The organism is Paenibacillus sp. Marseille-P2973, from assembly GCF_018101095.1.
In the GTDB taxonomy this organism is placed as follows: Bacteria; Bacillota; Bacilli; order Paenibacillales; family Paenibacillaceae; genus Fontibacillus; species Fontibacillus vini.
This window is the reverse complement of the sequence record NZ_JAGQEH010000007.1, coordinates 161,199-182,326: the sequence shown is the minus strand read 5'-3', so window position 1 is coordinate 182,326 and position 21,128 is coordinate 161,199. Positions and strand designations below refer to the sequence as shown.

General features: G+C 46.3%; 15 protein-coding genes. 10 read left to right on the top strand and 5 right to left on the bottom strand.

What is annotated here, in order from left to right:
- Positions 1 to 88 precede the first annotated feature (88 nt).
- Positions 89 to 1,015 (bottom strand): DsbA family protein, encoded by a 927-nt coding sequence (locus KB559_RS15810; protein WP_247681869.1) that lies wholly within the window; start codon positions 1,013 to 1,015, stop codon positions 89 to 91.
- Positions 1,016 to 1,182: 167 nt separating this feature from the next.
- Here KB559_RS15810 and KB559_RS15805 point away from each other — a divergent pair, with 167 nt between their 5' ends.
- The 7 genes from KB559_RS15805 (at position 1,183) to KB559_RS15775 (ending at position 9,226) form a co-directional block, all read left to right on the top strand.
- Positions 1,183 to 1,740 (top strand): TetR/AcrR family transcriptional regulator, encoded by a 558-nt coding sequence (locus KB559_RS15805; RefSeq protein WP_211022903.1) that lies wholly within the window; start codon positions 1,183 to 1,185, stop codon positions 1,738 to 1,740.
- 124 nt (positions 1,741 to 1,864) lie between these two features.
- Positions 1,865 to 2,881 carry a carbohydrate-binding protein gene (locus KB559_RS15800; protein WP_211022902.1) on the top strand — a complete coding sequence of 339 codons (1,017 nt, stop codon included), beginning with the start codon at positions 1,865 to 1,867 and terminating at the stop codon, positions 2,879 to 2,881.
- Between the two features lie 345 nt (positions 2,882 to 3,226).
- Complete coding sequence (locus KB559_RS15795) at positions 3,227 to 4,120, top strand: carbohydrate ABC transporter permease (RefSeq protein WP_211022901.1); 894 nt, start codon at positions 3,227 to 3,229, stop codon at positions 4,118 to 4,120.
- On the top strand, positions 4,120 to 4,962 hold the full coding sequence (locus KB559_RS15790; protein ID WP_211022900.1) for a carbohydrate ABC transporter permease: 843 nt from the start codon (positions 4,120 to 4,122) through the stop codon (positions 4,960 to 4,962). Before KB559_RS15795 ends, KB559_RS15790 begins: the two co-directional genes overlap by 1 nt.
- Before the next feature lie 45 nt (positions 4,963 to 5,007).
- On the top strand, positions 5,008 to 6,351 hold the full coding sequence (locus KB559_RS15785) for an ABC transporter substrate-binding protein (protein ID WP_211022899.1): 1,344 nt from the start codon (positions 5,008 to 5,010) through the stop codon (positions 6,349 to 6,351).
- Positions 6,352 to 6,388: 37 nt separating this feature from the next.
- Positions 6,389 to 7,396: a LacI family DNA-binding transcriptional regulator gene (locus KB559_RS15780; RefSeq protein WP_211022898.1), complete on the top strand. Its 1,008-nt coding sequence runs from the start codon at positions 6,389 to 6,391 to the stop codon at positions 7,394 to 7,396.
- A 30-nt stretch (positions 7,397 to 7,426) separates the two neighbouring features.
- Positions 7,427 to 9,226: a glycosyl hydrolase family 8 gene (locus KB559_RS15775; RefSeq protein WP_211022897.1), complete on the top strand. Its 1,800-nt coding sequence runs from the start codon at positions 7,427 to 7,429 to the stop codon at positions 9,224 to 9,226.
- 166 nt (positions 9,227 to 9,392) lie between these two features.
- Here the strand turns inward: KB559_RS15775 and KB559_RS15770 are convergent, their stop codons facing one another.
- The gene (locus KB559_RS15770) at positions 9,393 to 10,772 is read right to left on the bottom strand and encodes a WG repeat-containing protein (protein ID WP_211022896.1); all 1,380 of its coding nucleotides are present in this window, start codon (positions 10,770 to 10,772) and stop codon (positions 9,393 to 9,395) included.
- Between the two features lie 278 nt (positions 10,773 to 11,050).
- Here KB559_RS15770 and KB559_RS15765 point away from each other — a divergent pair, with 278 nt between their 5' ends.
- Both KB559_RS15765 and KB559_RS15760 read left to right on the top strand, forming a co-directional pair.
- Entirely contained in the window at positions 11,051 to 12,076 is a 1,026-nt protein-coding gene (locus KB559_RS15765) for a peptidyl-prolyl cis-trans isomerase (RefSeq protein WP_211022895.1), read from the top strand.
- A gap of 192 nt (positions 12,077 to 12,268) precedes the next feature.
- Positions 12,269 to 15,928, top strand: coding sequence for an S-layer homology domain-containing protein (locus KB559_RS15760; RefSeq protein ID WP_247681868.1), 3,660 nt, complete (start codon positions 12,269 to 12,271; stop codon positions 15,926 to 15,928).
- 77 nt (positions 15,929 to 16,005) lie between these two features.
- On the opposite strand, the gene KB559_RS15755 is transcribed toward KB559_RS15760, so the two are convergent.
- Positions 16,006 to 17,337, bottom strand: coding sequence for a sensor histidine kinase (locus KB559_RS15755; RefSeq protein ID WP_211022893.1), 1,332 nt, complete (start codon positions 17,335 to 17,337; stop codon positions 16,006 to 16,008).
- Positions 17,334 to 18,020: a response regulator transcription factor gene (locus KB559_RS15750; protein ID WP_211022892.1), complete on the bottom strand. Its 687-nt coding sequence runs from the start codon at positions 18,018 to 18,020 to the stop codon at positions 17,334 to 17,336. Before KB559_RS15750 ends, KB559_RS15755 begins: the two co-directional genes overlap by 4 nt.
- A gap of 162 nt (positions 18,021 to 18,182) precedes the next feature.
- Here KB559_RS15750 and KB559_RS15745 point away from each other — a divergent pair, with 162 nt between their 5' ends.
- The gene (locus KB559_RS15745; RefSeq protein ID WP_211022891.1) at positions 18,183 to 18,578 is read left to right on the top strand and encodes a hypothetical protein; all 396 of its coding nucleotides are present in this window, start codon (positions 18,183 to 18,185) and stop codon (positions 18,576 to 18,578) included.
- Positions 18,579 to 18,689: 111 nt separating this feature from the next.
- Here the strand turns inward: KB559_RS15745 and KB559_RS15740 are convergent, their stop codons facing one another.
- On the bottom strand, positions 18,690 to 21,116 hold the full coding sequence (locus tag KB559_RS15740; protein ID WP_211022890.1) for an MMPL family transporter: 2,427 nt from the start codon (positions 21,114 to 21,116) through the stop codon (positions 18,690 to 18,692).
- Positions 21,117 to 21,128 lie beyond the last annotated feature (12 nt).

Genomic DNA, 21,128 nt, shown 5'->3' with positions numbered 1-21,128 from the left:
CCAATTCAATAAAGTAATTGTCAGTATAATCTCAGTTTACGGATTGAATTGTGAGGGGGGTCACTCGTCTTTATCTATAAACCTACCGTTACTTTTGTTTTAATGTAAAATAAGACTCCCCTAAAATTTCATTCGTTTGATAATGATCTTGCGCAAGCTCTTTTTCAATAAAATTGTGGACTTCTGATGGTTCAACATCATACATGACTTCAATTTCTTTGGAAAATAGAAGTTTTTCCTTTTCAAGCAAACTGGAAAGGGAAGGGAGTGGGTTGGGCTGCAGTTCTTCCTCATTAAGAACTTGTTTTAAACCGTTAATATAGTAGTCCAACGGACGACCGCCAACGATTTTCACGCCTTTATTTTCCTCATTGGTCATGATAATGGTCGGAAAGCCTCTGACCCCTAAACTCCTGGCCAGCTCAAAGTCTTCTTCCAATAATTGTTGACTGACAGAATGCTCGGCTTCATTCACAATAGCTTCTCCATCAAGACCAAGTTTGTTTACGATTTCAACCATAACGGGTTTATCAGAAATATTTTGATTGAATGCGAAGAGCGCTTCTCTTGAGCGGCGCAAATATTCAGACGCTGTTGCATCGGAATGATATTTTTGGATCACTTTGAATACACGTGAGGGCGGATAGGAGGACTGAACCGGATTATCGATCATCAAAGTCCCGTCAATGGGCATTCTGTAATGTTCTCCAACTTCTCTCCAGTGAACAGCAACGTCGGCTGGTTTATAAATTCCGTTGGCAGGATCGATGGGGCCATCGTGCCATTTTTCGAGCAACCCACCCATAACGGTATGGAGCTTGAAATAATGTCCATATTGATGTTCAAAGCGACGAAGTACCGGTTCCAGAGCCCAGCAATGAGAACAAATCGGATCTGTAACATAATAAAGATGAATGGCTTTTGGAGGTTGATTAAAATCGATAATCTCCAGGACTCCCTCGCCAGCTTCCCCGCATATTCCTGTTTTAATATCGCAAATCATATTATTGTTCATATCATTTCCCTCATCTCTCATTAATTCCTGTAAAAGGTGCGTGCATCGTATTTGCCAGTAATTGAAGCTTAGATCATAATTAAAATAATCAACACCAATAGTTCTGTGGATTTGTCGTATATGCAACACATTTTGAAAATTGTTTAAAAAGTAGGTGTATTGACATAATGGCGCAATCAAAGACAGACCCCCGAGTGCTGCGTACTCGCAAATTAATTATGGATTCTTTTATTGAGCTATCAGGGAAAAAGGAATTCAAGGAAATTACCATTAAGGATATAACTACAGAAGCCAATATTAATCGTGCAACTTTTTATTATCATTTTGAAGATATCTACGACTTATTAGAAAAAGCATTATCGGAAGTTTTGCTTGTCCAATTGAATTATGACTTCTACCAACATGAAGAGCTAAATGAGGAAGTCCTTGTTAGTATATTTAAAGCTATTACCAATTTTCAAAAATCGCTATCCAATCGTTGCCATAGAGCTTACGAGGATTCGATTGGCCGTATTATTAGAGAACAGCTTGAAATTATTTTCTATAAAATGTTGCTCAAACAAAATAGAACGGAAGAGGACGAAGCGCTAAAAGTTACAGCTGTCCTATTAAGCTGGGGAATTTACGGGGCTTCTGTAGAATGGAGAAGGGATAGTAAGGAAAAGTCTCCAGAGGATTTTATTAAATTAGTAATTCCTTATATTCAGAAGGGGATCGGAGAGTAGCTCCAAAATAATAATTATGGAATTAATTTAAAATGTGGAAATAAAATGGAATAGTAGTACAGTTAAAACCTGTGGCATGTCTTAATGACGGGCTGCAGACAAACCAAAACAAGGAGGTTTGAAAATGGCTAGTAACAGGCATTCATTTAAACCCTTATCACTTTTGGTAGTTTTAGCAGTATTTCTATCCACATTTTTGTCAGCCTTACCGTCAGTGAACGCAGCCGCTAGAGGAGCATGGGCTCCAAATACCGCATATGCAGTAAATGACACAGTAACCTATAGTGGAAGCACTTATACCTGTCTTCAGGCACATACTTCCCTCGTAGGTTGGGAGCCATCCAATGTCCCTGCTTTATGGCAGAAAGGCGGAAGCGGCGGAACCACACCGCCCGTCACACCACCGGCAACGAACGGAGCAATATTCTATGCGGATATAAATTATGGGGGAAAAGCAGTGACGCTCGGGGTAGGCAACTATACACTATCTCAGTTGAACGCAAACGGAATTCCGAATGACTGGATGTCGTCTCTTAAGGTCCCAAGCGGCTGGACGGTTGAAGTATATGAGAATGATAATTATGGAGGAACCAAGTGGACCTTTACTTCAGATTCTTCCTGGGTCGGCAACACGATCAATGACAAGATGTCATCGGTCAAAATTTATACGGGTTCACCATCTCCCACAGTAACTAAGCCTGCCGAGGTTCCAAGCCATATCTGGACCTATGTTATGAATGCGGACAATGCCTATGGTAAAGGCGGAGATTTTGCTTTATTACTAAGTGCGGTTATTAAAAAGGAAAGCAGCTTTGGAGCAGGTTTACCGGGTAGTCCATCTGCTGGCGACGGATTAATGCAGGTAGAACCGAATACTCGCAATGCATATTCATCTCAATTCAGCTCAAAGTTTGGCCGTGCGTATAATCATAACAGTGAACAAGATCAGGTATATCTCGGAGCGTTGATTTTAAATGAGAAGATTACGAGGTTTGGAAATATATACAACGGATTATTGCATTATAACGGCGGAGATAATTGGTATCCAGGAGCAACAGATTCGTATGGCCGTCCGATACTGGCGGATCAATATGCAAATGCAGTTTATGCTACTTATAAGGGCTATGGCGGTAAAAATTAGGCCATTTTGCTTGTTCAGGCAGGATTGCTTTTAATTGCATTTTAACTGCATTACGAGAACAGCCGCGCTATTCGGACTGTTCTCTTTGCTTTTGGTGACCAAGCACATATACTCGAACAGGCATGAAGGAAATCAAATACCTTAATACAAATTTATCCTTGTAAATAGTTCCATTGGCAATTATAATAAGGTCAACAAAAGTTAAAACGCTTTAATTTTCTGGAGACTTCAAAAACTAGAAAAAATGAAATTTTGTGAAGGAGGGAAAGTTATTTTTTTATCCCCAAAAGTTAAAGCGCTTTAACTTTTGGGAGCTATCTACTGCTATAAGGAGGGGACCCCTTAGTGAAGTTAACAAAGGAAAGCCGCCGTCAGGGAAGGCTGTTCTATTTTTTTATTTCCCCTTGGCTGATTGGATTTATCGTCTTTGCTTTATTCCCGGTTCTGGCTTCACTGTATTACAGCTTTACGGAGTATGACATTATTCATGCCCCCGATTTTATCGGCCTGGGCAATTATACAGAACTCTTTCAGGATGAACAGTTTTGGAATTCCATTCGTGTGACATTGAAGTACACGTTCATTAGTGTACCGCTAACCCTGCTAATGTCGCTGGGGTTCGCCATGCTAATTAATCAGAAAGTACCGTTTCGCGGCTTTTTTCGGACAGCCATGTACTTTCCAAGCATGATTTCCGGCGTTTCGATGGCATTGCTTTGGTTCTGGGTGTTCAACCCGCAAGCCGGATTGTTCAATTATATCCTGTCGATCTTCGGGGTCGAACCCATCCATTGGTTTCTGGATGAGAAATATGCGATGTGGGCGCTCATTATTATGTCGTTCTGGGGCGTCGGCGCGGGCATGCTTATTTTCCTGGCGGGTCTTCAAGGGGTTCCGGCCAGCTTGGTTGAAGCGGCGAAATTGGATGGCGCAGGCAGATTGCGCACGTTCTGGAATGTGACTCTCCCGCTCATTTCCCCGGTATTCCTGTTCCAGCTCATTATGGGACTGATCGAATCATTCCAGGTCTTTACACAGGCCTATACGATTACGCAAGGCGGTCCAAATTATTCAACCTGGTTCTATGTCTATAACATTTATATTAACGCGTTCAAGAACTTCCGTTACGGATACGCATCGGCGATGTCATGGATATTGCTCGCTGCCGTTATGCTGGTTACCTTCTTCATCATGAAGATGTCGAATCGTTATGTGTATTATGAGGGAGGGAAGGACTGATGAAGGCGAAAAAATACGATTTTGTTCCGCTGATCGGTTTTTTAGTTTTGTTGGTGATTACAGTTGCGATGCTGCTGCCATTCGGCTTCATGATTTCGACTTCGCTCAAGACCACGAAGGAGATGCTGCTGTTTCCCCCTTCCATCATTCCCGAGCATTTCGCATGGGAGAACTTCAGAGAGCTGTTTGTGAACGAGGAGATCAAGTTCGGTATGCAATACAAAAACAGCTTGATTGTTGGTATTGCAACCGTTATCGGTACCGTGTTCTCTTCTTCCTTCGTAGCCTTTGGCTTCGCGAGGTATCGAACCAGGGGGAGCGGACTTATGTTTTCACTTGTGTTATGCACACTGATGCTTCCGTATCCGGCAATCATGATTCCGCAGTTTCTCCTATTCACGAAGCTGGGGCTGCATGACTCGCTACTTCCGCTTATTTTACCGTCCTTTTTTGGCTCGGCATATATGATCTTCCTGATGCGCCAGTTCTTTGCAGGGATGCCGGAAGAGATATACGATGCGGGACGCATCGACGGATGCTCCGAATTCCGGCTTTACTGGAACCTGACCCTTCCTGTATCCGGACCGGTACTTGCCACAGTCGCCATCTTTTCGTTTATTTGGAGCTGGAATGACTTGCTTGCACCTGTCCTGTATCTGGATTCACAAGAAAACTTTACACTTCCGATCGGGATGGCTTCCATGCTGTCCTCGAAGTTCAGAATCGCACCGTGGAATTTGATGATGGCCGCCTCGATTCTGTCCGTGCTTCCGATTCTCACACTGTTTGCCTTTGCGCAGAAACGATTCGTGCAAGGCATCGTGCTTACGGGCATCAAGTAGTCTTTCACATATATCGCATAACGAAAATATGAGGGGGTATTTGTAATGCTGCATAAGAAAGGCAAGCTCGTATTCATTTTATTCATGGTGTTTGTGCTCGTTATTGCAGGTTGTTCGAGCGGTGATGGTAAAGAAGGAAAGGAAGGAGGGCAGGTGACGATCACGCACTATACGATCGATTCACCGGACCGCACTTTCGTGGAGAAGCTTGTGCCGGAATTTGAAGCAAGTCATCCGGGCATTAAAGTGAAGGTGACGAAGGCTCCGTACGAGCAGTTCGACTCCAAGCTGCAATCATCCATTGCTGCGAAGAACAGTCCTGATGTTACGTCACACTGGGGATACGGCGGATTTATGGAATACTATAATAAAGGGATGCTGCTGGATCTGACGCCATATCTCGGCGACTTCAAAGCATCTGACTACAGTATTCCGGAAGATGTGATGGACATTTATAAAGTGGATGGCAAATCGTATGGTATTCCACTCAACAGCTATGTCACGGTTATGCTTTATAATAAGGATCTATTCGACAAAGCGGGCCTTCCGTATCCTCCTTCCGATTATGAGGATAAAAGCTGGACTTTCGACAAAATGCTCGAATATGCGAAAAAGCTGACGGTGGACTCCAAAGACTTGAACGAAGCGCAATACGGCGTTGACTTCGGCTTTGGCGAGCGCGATCAGCGTCCGCAGTACTTCGGCGGTAACGTATACTCCGAGGATACTTGGAATAACGGCGGGAAGCCTTCCGAAATCAATCTGACCAAACCTGAAGTGGTTGAAGCATATAAAAAAGTTTATGGATTGATTTATGACGAGAAAGTGTCGCCGACACCAGCCTTCTCGAAGTCGGTCTCCGGCCAGTTCGGTGATCCATTCCTTTCCGGCAAAATCGCGATGTCTGTCGTCGGCTCCTGGAGCCTTGCGGCTTCCAGTGATTTCAGCTTCAACGTCGGCGTAGCGGCCGTTCCGCAAGGACCAAACAAGGATGTAAGAAGCGTGCTGTACGTCGATCCGCTCTTTATTTTGAAAGACTCGAAGCATCCAAAAGAAGCTATGGAGTGGATCAAGTTCCTGATAACGAAGGATATTCAGGAAAAATCGATCGAGCTAAGCGGCGGAAACCCACCGGTCAATCAGGCTGCGGCCGAGAAATACTATAATAATTTTGAAGGAATCGATCCGGAGCAAATCAAGCAGGTGTTCGACGGCGCGTACAAATACGGCTTCGAATCGTACAATCACTTGATCTCCAACTACTCGCAAATCAACGAGCTGTTCATCAACGAGCTGGCAAGCGTCGAAAATGGCGACCAGAAGGTCGAAGACGCGCTGCCTGTAATTGAAGAAAAACTGAAAACGTTGCTTGAACGACTGAATAAATAATAAGATATTCGTAAACAAGTTTTTAGGGAGCTATATGATGAAGATCAGTATCTATGATGTTGCTAAAAAATCGGGATTGTCGGTTGTAACCGTCTCTAGAGTATTGAACAATTCGTCTTCGGTCCGTCAGAAGAACAAGGAAAAGGTGCTGCAAGCTATGAAGGAGCTCGATTACCATCCGAATGCCGCCGCTAGAAGTCTGGCAAGAGGCAAGACGGGGATTATTGGGCTGACGCTGACGACACTGCACGATTCGTTCTTTGATGCAGTCGTAAACGAAATTAACAGCAAAGTGACGGAATACGGATATTATTTGGCCTTATCGGTTTCAAAGAGCTATGCAGATACGGCTAATCGCCCTTTATTCGAGGAGGATCGTGTGGATGGTGTGATTTTGTTGTCGCTCTCCCCGCAAGATGAGGACGATTATATTAACGATTTGGTGAAAAAGAATATTCCGTTCATTATGATCGACAACTCGAAGAGTCATCCATTCGTAACGTCCATCATTGTCGACAATTATAGGGGCGGCTACGAGGCGACGAAGCATCTGATCGATCTGGGACATACAGAGATTGCTCACATTGCAGGTCCGGAACACTATTTGAGCAGCCGGGAGCGGGAACGCGGCTATTTGGCAGCGCTTGCTGATGCCGGATTGAAGCCTTGCCGGATCGAGCGGGGAAACTTCGAGATTCCCTCCGGCTACCGGATTGCTATGGATTGGATTGCGGCAGGACAGCTTCCGCCGGCTATCTTTGCGGCGGACGATTACATTGCGCTTGGCGTCATGGATGCCTGCTTGAATGAAGGCATACGTATCCCGAGTGATGTATCTATCGTCGGCTTCGATGATCAAGTGCTGGCGTCGGAATTTCGTCCGATGCTGACGACCATTCGGCAGCCGGCTGACAAAATTGCGGCGATGGGCGTCGAGCAGTTGCTTGCTGCGATTAACAATACAAGTACAGGTAACGTGAAGATACAGATCGAGCCGGAGCTCATTGTACGAGAATCAACTGCACCTGGTAAATCAAAACGATAGACCAATGAAGAGAGGCAGGGATTTAACAATATGGAGATCTGTTCTGGTTCAGGTCGTCGTTATGGAATAACACTGTTAGTGCTTGCAACGCTGCTGTTCAGCCTGGTTCCCGCAAATGCTCTCGCTGCGGGGACTACTTCCGGCTCTGACAAGACGTTAAGACCATTTCCGCAACATATGAAATATACTACTGGTTCGATCAAACCAAATCATGTTACACAGGAGCAAATGGATAAAGAGGTCAAGCTGCTTTATGATCAATACAAGAAGAAGTATATAAAGGCAAATCCTTATGATAAGAGTCAGTATTATGTCTGGTACAACGATGGAGGCTGGAATGGGGATGCGATCACAGTATCCGAGGCTCATGGATATGGGATGATGATCACCGCTCTAATGGCTGGCCACGATAAAGAAGCGAAAGACTTGTTCGACGGGATGTACCGTTATTTTCGAGCTCATCCGAGCGCGTTACATCCCGATTTGATGGCATGGCAGCAGGCGGATCGGGACGGAGCAATCTACAATGTCAACGGAACCGATTCCGCGATTGACGGCGATATGGACATTGCGTACTCGCTGCTGTTGGCCGATAAGCAATGGGGGAGTGCCGGAAAGATTAATTATCGGGCGGAAGCGATAAAGGTTATCCGTGCGATCCTCGAGAGCGAGGTTCATCCGGATCACTTCCATTTGCAATTGGGCGATTGGGTGCCGGGTTCGAAGGGAGGTCCCGATTTCAAAAATGCGACCCGCCCCTCGGATTTCATGCTCCAGCATATGAAGGAGTTCTATAAAGCAACCGGCGATGAACGCTGGCTGAAGGTGATCGAGAAGACGTATGGAATTGTAAATAGTGTGGTTTCGACGTACAGTCCTTCGACCGGCTTGCTCCCGGACTTCCTGTACCTGGATGAGAAAGATGGAACCTACAAGCCTGTGTCAGAATTTACTTGGAATACTGAGAGCGGTTACTTCCTGGAGTCCGAGTTTGACGGAGCATATAATTACAATTCTTGCCGGACGCCTTGGCGTATCGGGACCGACTTTTTACTGACAGGAGACAAAGGCGCACTGAAGCAATTGACCACACTCAATCAATTTGTCACTAGTAAGCATGACGAACCCGGCCAAATCTGGTCAGGGTATTCGCTTGACGGCAAGACGAAACTGAGTGAATGGGACGGCGGGCTCGACTTTACGGCTCCAATGATGGTCAGCGCGATGGTCGACAGCAGTAATCAGCAATGGCTTAACGATCTGTGGGATTATCATACGGATGCCGTCAATCCGACGGAAGTGGAGTGGAGCTATTACTACGGCAATTCGATCCGGTTGCTCAGCATGATTGTCGTGTCGGGGAATTGGTGGTCTCCAACCGGAGTTGCCTCCGCAGATATTGCTGGGCATGAGGCGGAAAAGGTAATTGTTGACAGCTTGTTAAAGGGAACTTTTAATGGTTACCCGAATGGTAAGTTTAAGCCGGATGAAGCGATTAGTCGGGCGGAATTTGCCGTTGCCCTTGATCAATGGCTAGGGCTTGAAGCGGCAGGGGAGTTCGAACTGCCGTATCTGGATGCTGCAACAATCCAACCTTGGGCATTACCTGCGGTTTCTCGGCTAGTACAGGCAGGTATACTGGGGAATGAATCAGAAAGTGACAGCTTCAAGCCTAAAGAGCAAATAAGTAGAGGTGAAGTAACTGTTTTGTTGGCGAAGGCAAAGAAGCTTACTTCGGTGGATGATGTAGAGGCTGGTGTTGATGAGGCCGCCTCAATCACGCGGGCTGAGGTAGCAGTGCTGCTTGCTTCGAAATCTGATGCTCCTTAACTTGTAAGGTAAAGTAGAGCAGACAGGCATGATCTTATTGTTAAGAGTAAAAGCGCAAACTGCGAGGGGATTCTCCCTCAGTTTGCGCTTTATTATATTTGGCGCCTATCTCCTAAATAAAAAAAGAAGCAGTTCCTTATTGGGAACTACTTCTTGCCGACCTGACTTATAAGTCTACCTCTTTGATAAATTCTAAAGTTTCAGTATTTATTAACACGTCAGTTTCATCCAAGGTACTTGGATCCGTTACTCTCGCCCGAACAATCCGGTCTCCCAATCTGGATACAGAGCTTATTTTACGGTCTTCGCCGATCAGCTCTTCTCCTTTTGTAGAAATCAACTTGTAGTATTCGTTCCCCTTTTCCCAATGGGGTTCGTTGTAATACAATGCTTCTTCTAATTGAATACCGACTACATTCTTATCCGTAATAGGGGTTCCTTTTAAATCATAGAAGTTCCAAGCACTTTCTTCACCGCTAGAGCTTCTTGAAACAATAATGTCATCCTGGATGAGGAAATTCCCGCCATCAAAAATAACTTCTCCATTCAAATTCATAATTTTATGATTAACAATAAATTGATTGGAATCGGCTAAAACTTTAGGTGTGTACAACTTCAAGTCAGTTGAGGATAGCTCACCGGCTTCTTCCTCTAATTCATCTTCTGAGATCGGATAAGGGAATTCTCTGACTAACTCGCCTTGTAATGTAAACACCTTAATTTTATTGTCGATGATGATGACAACTTGATCACCAATAACTTCATAATATTTATAAAAGTCGTCGGACACTTCATTAAGAGCAAGAATGAAATCTATAGCGAATAATTGACCGTCTTTGTTATAAATACCTTTGCTCGTTTTCAAGTACCCGTTCTTGAAGCTATCGATGTAGACAGAATCATCCTCAGAATCTTGTCCTTCCGTATGTTTAGAAATTTCAAATAGCTCGTTTCCTTCTTTATCAATAGCGATCGTGCGTGAATTTTGCAAATCGTCGCGATCTTCCTCGATGGTTTCTACAATGGCAACTCCATCGGAGAATTGGTTTACGGAGCGGTACTGCGGCTTAATGACCCATTCACCCTTGGTATTCATATACCCCCATAGCAAACCATCGTCTTCTCGGGGACGGTCGTCCTGAACGGATAATGCAATTAACCCGTCTTGAATGATCGGCGCATGTTCACCTTCGTAAATGACAAGATCATACTCCGTTTGGGAGAACGAAGGATCGTACTGAATGCCCTTGATTTCATTTGTCGGTTGCAGCACCCAGGCATAGTTGCTGTCCATCATTGCATAATAAACATCGCCTTCACGACTTAATTCAAATAGGATAACGTCTTCATTTCGATATGTATGGAGTTGCTCGATTTCGAAACCTTGTTCAACAAGCCGCATTTTGGCTGTTTCTTCGTTTGCCGGTTCTCCGGTTTCTACATGACTTACCTCGCTTACTGGATTTTGTACAACCTCTTCCTTCTGCCCACATCCTGCGATCAATAAAAGAGCCACGGATATGGAGGCTAACACTTTACTTTTCATATGCTGTTCCTCTCCTGATGAGTATTTAAAATACTATAAAAATATATAACAATCATAAATTTTAGTAAATTGCATTTTAAATTTATAAATTTTGGAGCGTGGGAGCAATTTTGCTCTTACGCTTTTTTTCTATGAGTAACTAAAAAGTTTTTATCTCAAATTCTCAATAAGTAAATAAAAGAAAAGGAAAGTAAAAAGTGTTAAATTGTTTTGCCTAATATGGGGGTGCTATTATCTGGTCAGGCAAAGGGCGAGGTCTATTTTTATCAGAGGGGGAGATGAGAATAGCGGCACGTAAAATCAAAGGTTATAAGTGGGAGTACGTTGTTGGAGCAACCGTTTTATCCGTCATTATTATCATTGTTATTATGGGTTCCGTCTTGCCTGAATCGAACCGCCAAAACCATAGTATGGCCACGGTGGACGGTACTCCGATTCATGTCAACGAATTCCGTAGAGCCATTCAAGCCAACAAAGTCCAAATCACCGGAGAAATCCCGCTGGAGCTATTAAAGAAAAAAGCGTTGGAAGATTGTATTCGAATTAAGGTTCAGCAGATGATTGCAAAAGAGCAGGGAGTTCTGACGGATATTAGCTACGAAGGTTTTTTGAAAAGCTTAAAAATTGAAAATGACAGAAGGCAGAAAGCACTCCGTGAGCAGAAGGTCATTTTTGGGCCTGTCCGATATACAGAGAATGCTTATTTTGAATATGTGATGAGCAATGCGATGTTGAGCGTTACAAGAAATCTGGCTAAGAATGGCTGGAGTCCCGATGAGCAGCAGTCGAAACAGTTTTATGAAGCGAACAAAAGCCAGCTATATCAAGCGCCTGCGTCGGTTAAAGTGAAGCAAGTATCGATTTCCTTTCTGGATTCAAACCGGAATATCGATGAAGAACTCAAAGCCGGGGCGAAGCAAGCGATGGAGGCGGCTTTAACCCATATTTCTTCCGGAATTTCATTCGAACAGGCAGCAAGGGAAATGGGACAAAGTGTACAAGTTACGGAGCAGGAATATAAAATGGACAACTATGTCCATGTCTCCAGAAGCCCTGTCATTCAAGCCGCTCAGAATCTCAAACAGGGAGAAATTCGGGGAGTGATTGAAGAAAACGGCTCTTTTTATATCATCCAATGCCTTGAAAATGAAAAGTCTGGCTCAAGGGATCTGCCATTCGATCGGGTGAAGGACAGAGTTGTAAATGACTATATGGATCAGAAGTATAAGGAGTATGTTCTTAAACGCATATCCGATGCGGAGATTGTCTTAAATGAAGAAAAGTACCGGAAATTTGAAATGTAAAGCCTACAAGGCATTACATAATAAAAAATGAAGGGAACGATTTCATTGAGAAAACGCTTCAAGAAGATGGCTTGTATGATCCTGGTATTATCGATGTTTTGTTCATGGTTTACCGTTTCCCCAACAAGTGCAATGGATACGGGGAACACCTATTATGTCGACAGCGCTGGGGGGGATGATAATAATGATGGTTTGAGCGAAGCTACCCCCTGGAGATCGCTGGATAAGGTGAATGAGACCACCTTCGGCCCGGGTGACAAAATTTTGTTCAAGTCCGGGGAAAAATGGGACGGCAGACTATGGCCCAAAGGTTCAGGAGCAGAAGGCAACCCGATCGTAATTGATAAGTACGGCTCCGAAGACCCCGAGAACAAGCCGTTAATAGCGGGGGTTACCTCCGTAATGGAAGCCGTTTATTTGAGCAATCAGGAGTACTGGGAAATAAACAACCTGGAGGTAACCAACAGTTCGCCGCTTCCTTTTGATAGAAACTGGGAGAACGAGCGCGGTCAGCGCCGCGGCGTATATATTTTGAATGAGGAAGCAGGTATCCTGCATCATATTTATATTAGAAACATGAATATTCACGATGTCGACGGGTCCTATACGACACGTTCCGGGGGGATTATTTTCGACTCCGTCGGATCGAATACACCAAGCGCTTTTGATGACATCCTCATTGACGGCAACACGCTGACGGACGTAGACGCTTATGGCATTTATATCGGTTCCAATTGTATATTGCGATATGGTATGGGGGATTTGTGGCCTTGGGTTCCAAAGCCTTATGGACCATGGACGCCGTCCACAAATGTAAGGGTTTCCAACAATTCCGTGGTCAGAGCGGCAACGGGAGGGATCGCATGGAATGTAACGGATGGGGCGGTTGTCGAGCACAACACGGTACAAGAAGCCACCTATCTGGCAACGAATGCTTCGATCTGGTGGGCCTATGCGGACAATAATCTCGTTCAGTTCAACGAGTCTTTTGGATCTGTACACGGAGAAGAGGATGGGCATGGATTTGATGTAGACGCCGGTAATATCGGTTCTCTGGTTCAGTATAATTACAGCCACGATAACGCCGGCGGGTTTATGCTGTATGTAAACGATACGTACTGGACGCTCAACACGATCGTCAGATACAACATCAGTCAAAACGACCAAGGCAGCATATTCCGATATAGCGGATCGATTGATAATGTATATAACTACAACAATACGGTCTATGTGGGAGAATCCTCCGGCAATCCGGTTATGAGCGATTACTATGTAAAGGCTTCCGGCGAACCGCGCAACATTTATAACTATAATAATGCGTATTACAGTGCCGGGGATAAAGGCTGGAATTTAACCGGTCAAACCTTCGATTATAACGCCTATTTCGGGGGAAACACGACCGTAGAGTCCGATGCGCATAAGGTAACTGCCGAACCGAAATTCATCGCTCCCGGAACAGGGGGAGATGGTATGGATACCGTTGACGGATATAAGCTGCAAGAAGATTCTCCTTTGATTGGCGCAGGCATCCGCATAAGCGATGCGGGGGGACGGGATTATTTCGGCAATCCGCTATATAACGAAGCTCCTGATATCGGTGCTTACGAATATGAAGGAATCGTCCCACCAGCCGGCGAGATGCCTGATCCGATTGAAGTGGGTGAACTCCGGCCTATCGACAGCCCTAATGATAATCTGGCTCCTCAGGCGGTTGCAAGTACGAGCTTCACAACCTCGTCTTCACAGTCTGTGGCGAGCTTGAATGACAAATATTACGATACTGCATGGTCTTCGGAGGCTTCTCCAGGTTTTCCGAACTATATAACCCTGGATTTTGGCGGCAAAGCGATATCAGCCAATCAGCTAAAGTTAAATACAAGGTCCGGTAAAACATATGGAATTACGAGCTTTGATCTGGAATATGAAAATGGCCTTGATTGGGTTCCAATCAAGAAAGACATTCATCTGAATTGGAATTCGGACCAGGGTCTTGATGAGATGAAATCCGTAGAATTTCCGCTCACCAGGTTTACCAAAATCCGTTTGAAAGTTAATGAAGGGGCCGTACCGTCAGGGGCAATAGCAGTAAATGAGCTTGAGTTATATAACAAAGCTGAATTAAATACGGACATGGTCACCACGACCTTCCCTTCAGGAGATAACCCCATTGCGAATATTATCGACGGCAACATCAACTCAGCATGGGGAACACCTGGTACCTTGGATAAAGACCGCGACTTCCCAGGTTATATCACAATTAACTACAGCAATAATCCGATTACGCTCAACAAGCTCACTTTGTATACGCATTTTGGCAAAGATCAAGGGATTACAAACTTTGATGTGGAGTATTACGACGGCAGTGCCTGGAAGACGGCTCTATCTGACGCCAAAATCGAATGGAAACTCAGCGACAGCACCAGAGAGCCGCAATCAGTCACTTTCCCAACGGTTACTGCACAACAGCTTCGACTGAAGATTACGGGTGCAAACTTGACGTGGGACTGTATTGCGCTTACTGAGCTTGTTGCTGATTACATCCCGGATGTTACGACGCCAACAACGCCGACAACACCGACAACGCCAACATCCCCAACATCACCAGCACCAAAGCCGGGTCCAACGTCACCAACGCCAGCACCGGCGCCCGTGCCTTCTGTTACGAATGACGGCAGTACCACAACTGTAACGGTTGAAGTACAGGCATCGACCGATTCGGCAACCGGATCAGCCATAGCAAAGGTAGGGGCCACCACAATTACATCTTTGATTGAAAAATTGAAAAACGCTGAAGCCACCGGACAAAAACCGGTTTTGGAATTCAAGGTAAAGCTGGCGGGAGATGTCACAGCGGTTGAAATGCAAATTCCTACAGATGCCTTCAAGAAGATTGCTGAAGCCGCAAAGGCCGAGGTGAAAATCGACGCCGGAATTTGGACCCTTCTTTTTGATAAAAAAGCAGTTGATTCCATCAGTAATACGGTGTCAGCAGACCATATCAGCATTCTCGCTAAAAAGGTGGATACATCTTCCTTGAGCGCGGCAGTACGGGCAAAGCTAGGGAACAGGCCCGCCTTCAATTTTGCGATTCAGGGTGGAAGTACTCAAGTATTAAGCCTTGGCGGAGGAAGCGCACAGATTGGCATTCCGTATACGCCTGCATCTGGAGAAGAGCATAACTCTATTGTGGTTTACAGTATCGGGAGTAAAGGAAACCTAACCACCGCTATGGGTAAGTTTGACCCGGTAACAAGAACAATGAGTTTTGCGGTTCCGAGTCTTTCACAGTTTGCGGTAGGATATAATGAAGTGCATTTCAGCGATGTGGCAGCGAAGGACTGGTACAATGAGGCCGTTGGTTTCATGGCTGCACGAAATATTGTATCCGGTATAGGCGGGGACCGATTTGCTCCTAACAGCAGTGTGACTCGTGCCGACTTCCTTATCATGCTAATGAATACGTATGGTATCGAGTTAGATAGCAGTATCCAGAACAACTTTGCCGATGCGGGTAGCAAATACTATACGGAATACCTTGGGACGGCAAAACACCTTGGCCTTGTATCCGGAGTGGGGAATAACCACTTTGAGCCGGAAGCCGCGATCAGCCGGCAGGATATGTTTGTGATTTTATATCAGGCGTTAAAGACTCTCGGTAAACTGCCAACGGATAGGAATGGAAAGAGTCTGGAAGGCTATAAGGATGCCGGGGATGCGGCAGATTATGCCAGAGATGCTATCAAGCTGTTCGTCGAGACCGGAGTTATTACAGGAGACGGAACAAACCTGGCTCCAAAAGCCACCTCTACAAGAGGAGAAACGGCACAGATCTTGTTTAATCTGCTTCGCTAGATGATAGGATGCTCCCCTTTGAGTAGACGGGTTTAAAATAAACCGACTACTTGGAGGGGAGCATTACTTTTACTCTGTTATGCATAAGGCAGTTGAATCGTAAACCGTGTCCCTTGATTTTCCAGACTCTCAACCTTAATTGTTCCTTGATGGGATACAATATATTGTTTGGCAATGGCAAGACCCAGTCCGCTCCCTCCACGCTCTCTTGAACGAGCCTCATCGGTACGGTAAAAGCGGTCAAATAGATGCGGCAAATGTTCGGCGGCAATGCCGATTCCGTTATCCTCCACGATCATGGTCAGCATTTGATCGTCCCTGTTCAGCATTCGAAACCATACATCTCCTTGATTGGGGGTATAGCGAATGGCGTTGGTAAGCATATTCAACAAAACCTGTCGGATACGGTTTGGATCTACAAGCAGGTTTGTTTGTTGTGTTAAAACCTCTAGATGAATCTCAATATCTTTTTCATCCGCAATAGGCTCTAGGGCTGTACACAGTTGTTTTGCCAAATCTCCCATGTCCGTCAGCACTTTGTTCAATTGCAGCTGTCCTGCTTCCGCAATGGATAACGTTCTTAATTCCTCGACTAACCGGTTCAGCCGAATGAGTTCATCTTGAAGCGGCAGCAGCATTTCAGGGGGAACCGGCTCATTGCGCTGCTGCAACTCATCCAGCGTTCCACCAATGATGGTGAGAGGCGTTCTAAGCTCGTGGGCGATATCCGCACTCATATTGCTGCGCAGCTTTTCCGCCTTTTGCAGTTCCGTCGACATCTGATTGAATGCACTGGCAATTCGGCCATATTCATCCTGCGCTTTTACATCGGCCTGTACGCCAAGCTCTCCCTGGCCTAACCGTTCAATGGATGGGAGAAGCTCCCTTAACGGGGATGCAAGCCATTTCGATAATTGATAAGCAATAATAAGTGCAATCAACAGAAGCAACAAACCGCTGACACTTATGACAATAACAACGGATATCGGAATGCCGATCAAGATTTTATTGAAATTTGCGATTTCCGAGTCGTAGTAATAAAAATAACCCGCGGATTTCCCCTGAACAAGAATACTTTTCTTGACCCCAAGGCTGGTTACCAATTTCATCGGCAAATCACCTTGCTTCAGGATCACCTGATTCTGATTGTTCATTACGAGGATGGAGGAGCTATCCTGATTATCGGATAGAGGCAAATCAGCAGGTCCGATTTCTTCCCATGATTGATTGTGGCTAAAATAATAATCCGCTAACCCCGAGGCAAGATGAGACACCTCACTTCCTCTTGCTTCCTGGATGACGGCTTCAATTGAGCGGGACACAATCAAGTGTGTCAGCAGCACAAATATGACGCTAATCCCAACAATAGCCGAAGCCATTGTCACAAATATTTTTAGATGAAATCTCACGATTCGCCTCCAAATCGGTAACCGAATCCATAAACGGTTTGGATGTATTTAGGATTGGCTGCATCATCCTCGATCTTTTTCCGCAATCGGCTAATATGAGCGTCCACAGTCCGCTCCACATTGATGAAGTCATCGTCCAACGCAGCATTCAATAATTGCAACCGGCTGTATACAATACCGGGTTTGGCGGCCAGTGTAAGCAAAAGCTTGAATTCCGTGGGTGTCATTTCTACTTCTACCCCTTGCTTCCACACTCGATACTGTGAGCCTGATATAACTAAATCCCCTCTGACCCAATGTTCCTCCGCTAACGGACTGTCATTCAATCTGCGAAGAACTGCACGAATACGTGCTAAAAGTTCTCTTAGGGAAAACGGTTTGACGATATAATCATCCGCCCCCGATTCGAGACCGATGATCTTGTCAACTTCATCCGATTTGGCCGTAACCATAATAATGCCGACCTTGCTGTTCTTGCGCAATTCGCGGCATACATCAAGACCGTTCATCCCGGGCATCATCCAATCCAGTACGACCACTGCCGGCTTTATTTGCTTCGCTTTGGCAAGCGCCTCGATTCCTGTATGTGCCGTTGCAATAAGGAAGCCTTCCCTCTGTAAAAAGGAACTCATGAAATCAAGGACCTTTTCCTCATCATCCACCAATAAAATAGTTTCAGCCATAATCTCAACTCCCTCCAGTAGGGCTCTAATGTTAGTATAACCTGGGATTTTGGAACTTCTCAAAAGTTAAAACAATCGAATAAGTTCGCAACAAGATTACAACATTTCTTCGTTATAGTGAGTTCAACCCCGATCCCAATTCACTGAAACGGAGTGGTAGAAATGAGTACTAAAGATATTTTGAAAGAAAACAAGCTTCTGATAATAGGGTTAGGTGCGTTGGCGCTTGTCAGGCCTGTGATGAAAATGACCGGTGTCATGGACTTGATTGGTCAGCAATTCGGCAGCATTCTGATGACCATTCTGATTTCCTTAGCTTGGCTGGTTATCGTATGGGCGAAGCGGGTTACCCACCCCGTTGCCATCCTGGTTGGTGCGGGCTTGAGTTACGCGTTGTTCGCTATTCTTCTGAGCGGAATCGCATCTCCCATTATCGATGGGAAACTGCAAGGGCCGTTGACGAACCCGCTTGCCCTCGTCAGCGTCTTTGTAACAAATGCGATATGGGGCTTGCTCGTAGGCTTTATCGCCAAAGCATTTAACCGCAAAGGGAGTTAAAGAGAGAATGATTTCTCAATAGTATGCGGCTTGGAAAAGAAAGAAGGGTTCAAGAATCGTATCAGATTCTTGAACCCTTCTGCTGTATTCTAGTAACGATCAATGGTGGTATTATTTCTTGCCGTTGCTTTGGGAGTCCACGGCATGCAGCTTGGCAATCAGCTTGTCGCCTTCGACATCCAGATTCGGAAGCAACCGGTCCAGCCATTTCGGAAGCCACCAGGCTTTGTCGCCAAAGACTGACATTACGGCTGGAACGAGCGTCATGCGGATGATGAAAGCATCGATCAGGATACCGAATGCCAGGGCGAACCCGATCTGCTTGATCATAGCGTCAGGTGCGAAAATAAAGCCGGCAAACACGGAAACCATGATAATGCCTGCGGCCAGCACGACACGGCTGGCAAGATCATAGCCGTGAACAACGCTTTCGTTGCCATGACGTCCGTGCACATAAGCCTCGCGCATGGAACTGACCAGGAATACTTGATAATCCATGGCCAGTCCGTACAGAATACCGGTGACCAGAATTGGCATAAAGCTGAGCAGCGGTCCTCCCGTGTCAAAGCCGAAGAGGGAGTGCAGCCATCCCCACTGGTAGACGGCCGTAGTCAGGCCGAAAGTGGCGAGGACGCTGAGGATAAAGCCGACCGTCGCTTTGATCGGAACGATGATCGATCGGAAAACGAGAAGCAGGATGATCAGCGACAGAATCACGATGATGCCAATATATACAGGGAATGCTTCGGAAAGCTTGGATGACATATCGATGTTGATGGCCGTGAAGCCGGTCACACCAAGCTTAACATTGCTTGCCGATGCGAAGCTGGAATCGGGATCGCGCAGATCATGAACCAGATCTCTCGTTTCCGTATCGGTTGGGCCGGTTTTCGGGATCAGGCTGATAATGGCGATATCACCAGTCTCGTTGACTCCCATTGGAGTCACAAGCGTGACGTTATCATGCATTTGCAGTTCCTGAATCAATTTGCCCAGACTTTCCATCGAAATTTTATCGGACTCATTTTTCGGCTCGGCTACCAGCAGTAACGGACCGTTAAAGCCTTCCCCGAATCCTTTGGAGATGACGTCATAGCTTTGGCGTGCCGGGGTATCCAAGTTGGCCGAGGCCCCGGACGGAATACCAAGCTCCATTTTCGTTACCGGAATCGCTGCTGTTCCAAGCACCAGGACCACCAGAACAATAATGATCCAGCGGTATTTCACCGTAGCGTTTGCCCAGCGGTGCGAGAACCCGTGACGGGCTTTGTTTCCGGCGGCCGCGCTCTTGTTGCGGGCTTTGGTTGTGCAGATCCGTTCGCCGACCAGTCCCAGTAGGGCAGGCAGCAAGGTTAGCGCCAACAGGACGGTGATCAGAACGCTGACAGCGGCAACCAGAGCCATGGTCGACAAGAAGCCGATGCCGATAACCAGCATGCCGCAAAGTGCGATAATGACGGTCAGTCCGGCGAAAAATACAGCGCTGCCGGCAGTACCAACCGCCCGGCTTGCCGCTTCGCGAGCGCTTAATTTCTCATCGAGAATTAAACGGCGCTGTCTATTCACGATAAACAGCGAGTAGTCGATGCCGACCGCCAGGCCGATCATCACGGCAAGAATCGGAGTTATATCATTCATCTGGATGACGCTGGAGAGGGCAAACGCGCCTCCCACGCTGATCGCAACGCCGAGGAGCGCGGTGATCAGCGGCAGCCCGGCGGCAACAATCGAACCGAGCGTAATAAACAGCACAACTGCGGCTACGGCTACGCCGATCGCTTCCGTGGATCCGATGGATGGCGTACTCTTCAGCGAATCACTTGGAATGGCTGTGATTCCGGAGCCTGCTTGCTCAACTTCAGTAACGGCCTTGATGACGTTATCCGGTACGGAAGCAGGCAGCGATGTTTGCTGAACGGTAAACTGGAACTGGAACAGGGCGATATTGCCGTCTGCGGACAGCATGACGCCTGGAACAGGGACGCCATCCGCCATGAGCGGGCCGTAAGGAGCCGCTTGTCCGGCTGCAGCTGCTTGACCCGCCGCGTCTGCTTGGCCTGCTGTGGCGGCTTGATCGGCAGCTGCGGCTGACGGGTCTGCCGCGTTTGCCTGATCTGCTGCGTCCGTTGATGCAGCCGCGCCTTGACCGGCCGCGTCTGCTTGGCCTGCTGCGCCAGCTTGACCTGCGGCTGCAGCTTGAGCGGCGAGTTCCATAGGGTTAATGATGTAGTCCATGTTGTAGACATCATTGATAGCCTTCATGATCAAGGCTACACGTTCCGGCGTATCCAGACGTTCTCCGTCCGGAGCGGTAAAAGCGACGCTCGCCTGGCCGCCGGCAGCGGCAGGAAGCTCCTCAGCCAACATATCCAGCACTTTTTGCGATTCCGTGCCTTCGATTTTCATTTCGGAGCTGGATTGGATGCCATTGACGCCGAGTAGAGTGCCCACAACACCGAGAATGACGATCCAGGCCATGAGGAAATACCATGGTTTGGAATAAGCCGATTTTCCTAATCGGTAAAGAAATGTTGACATATGATTTCTCCT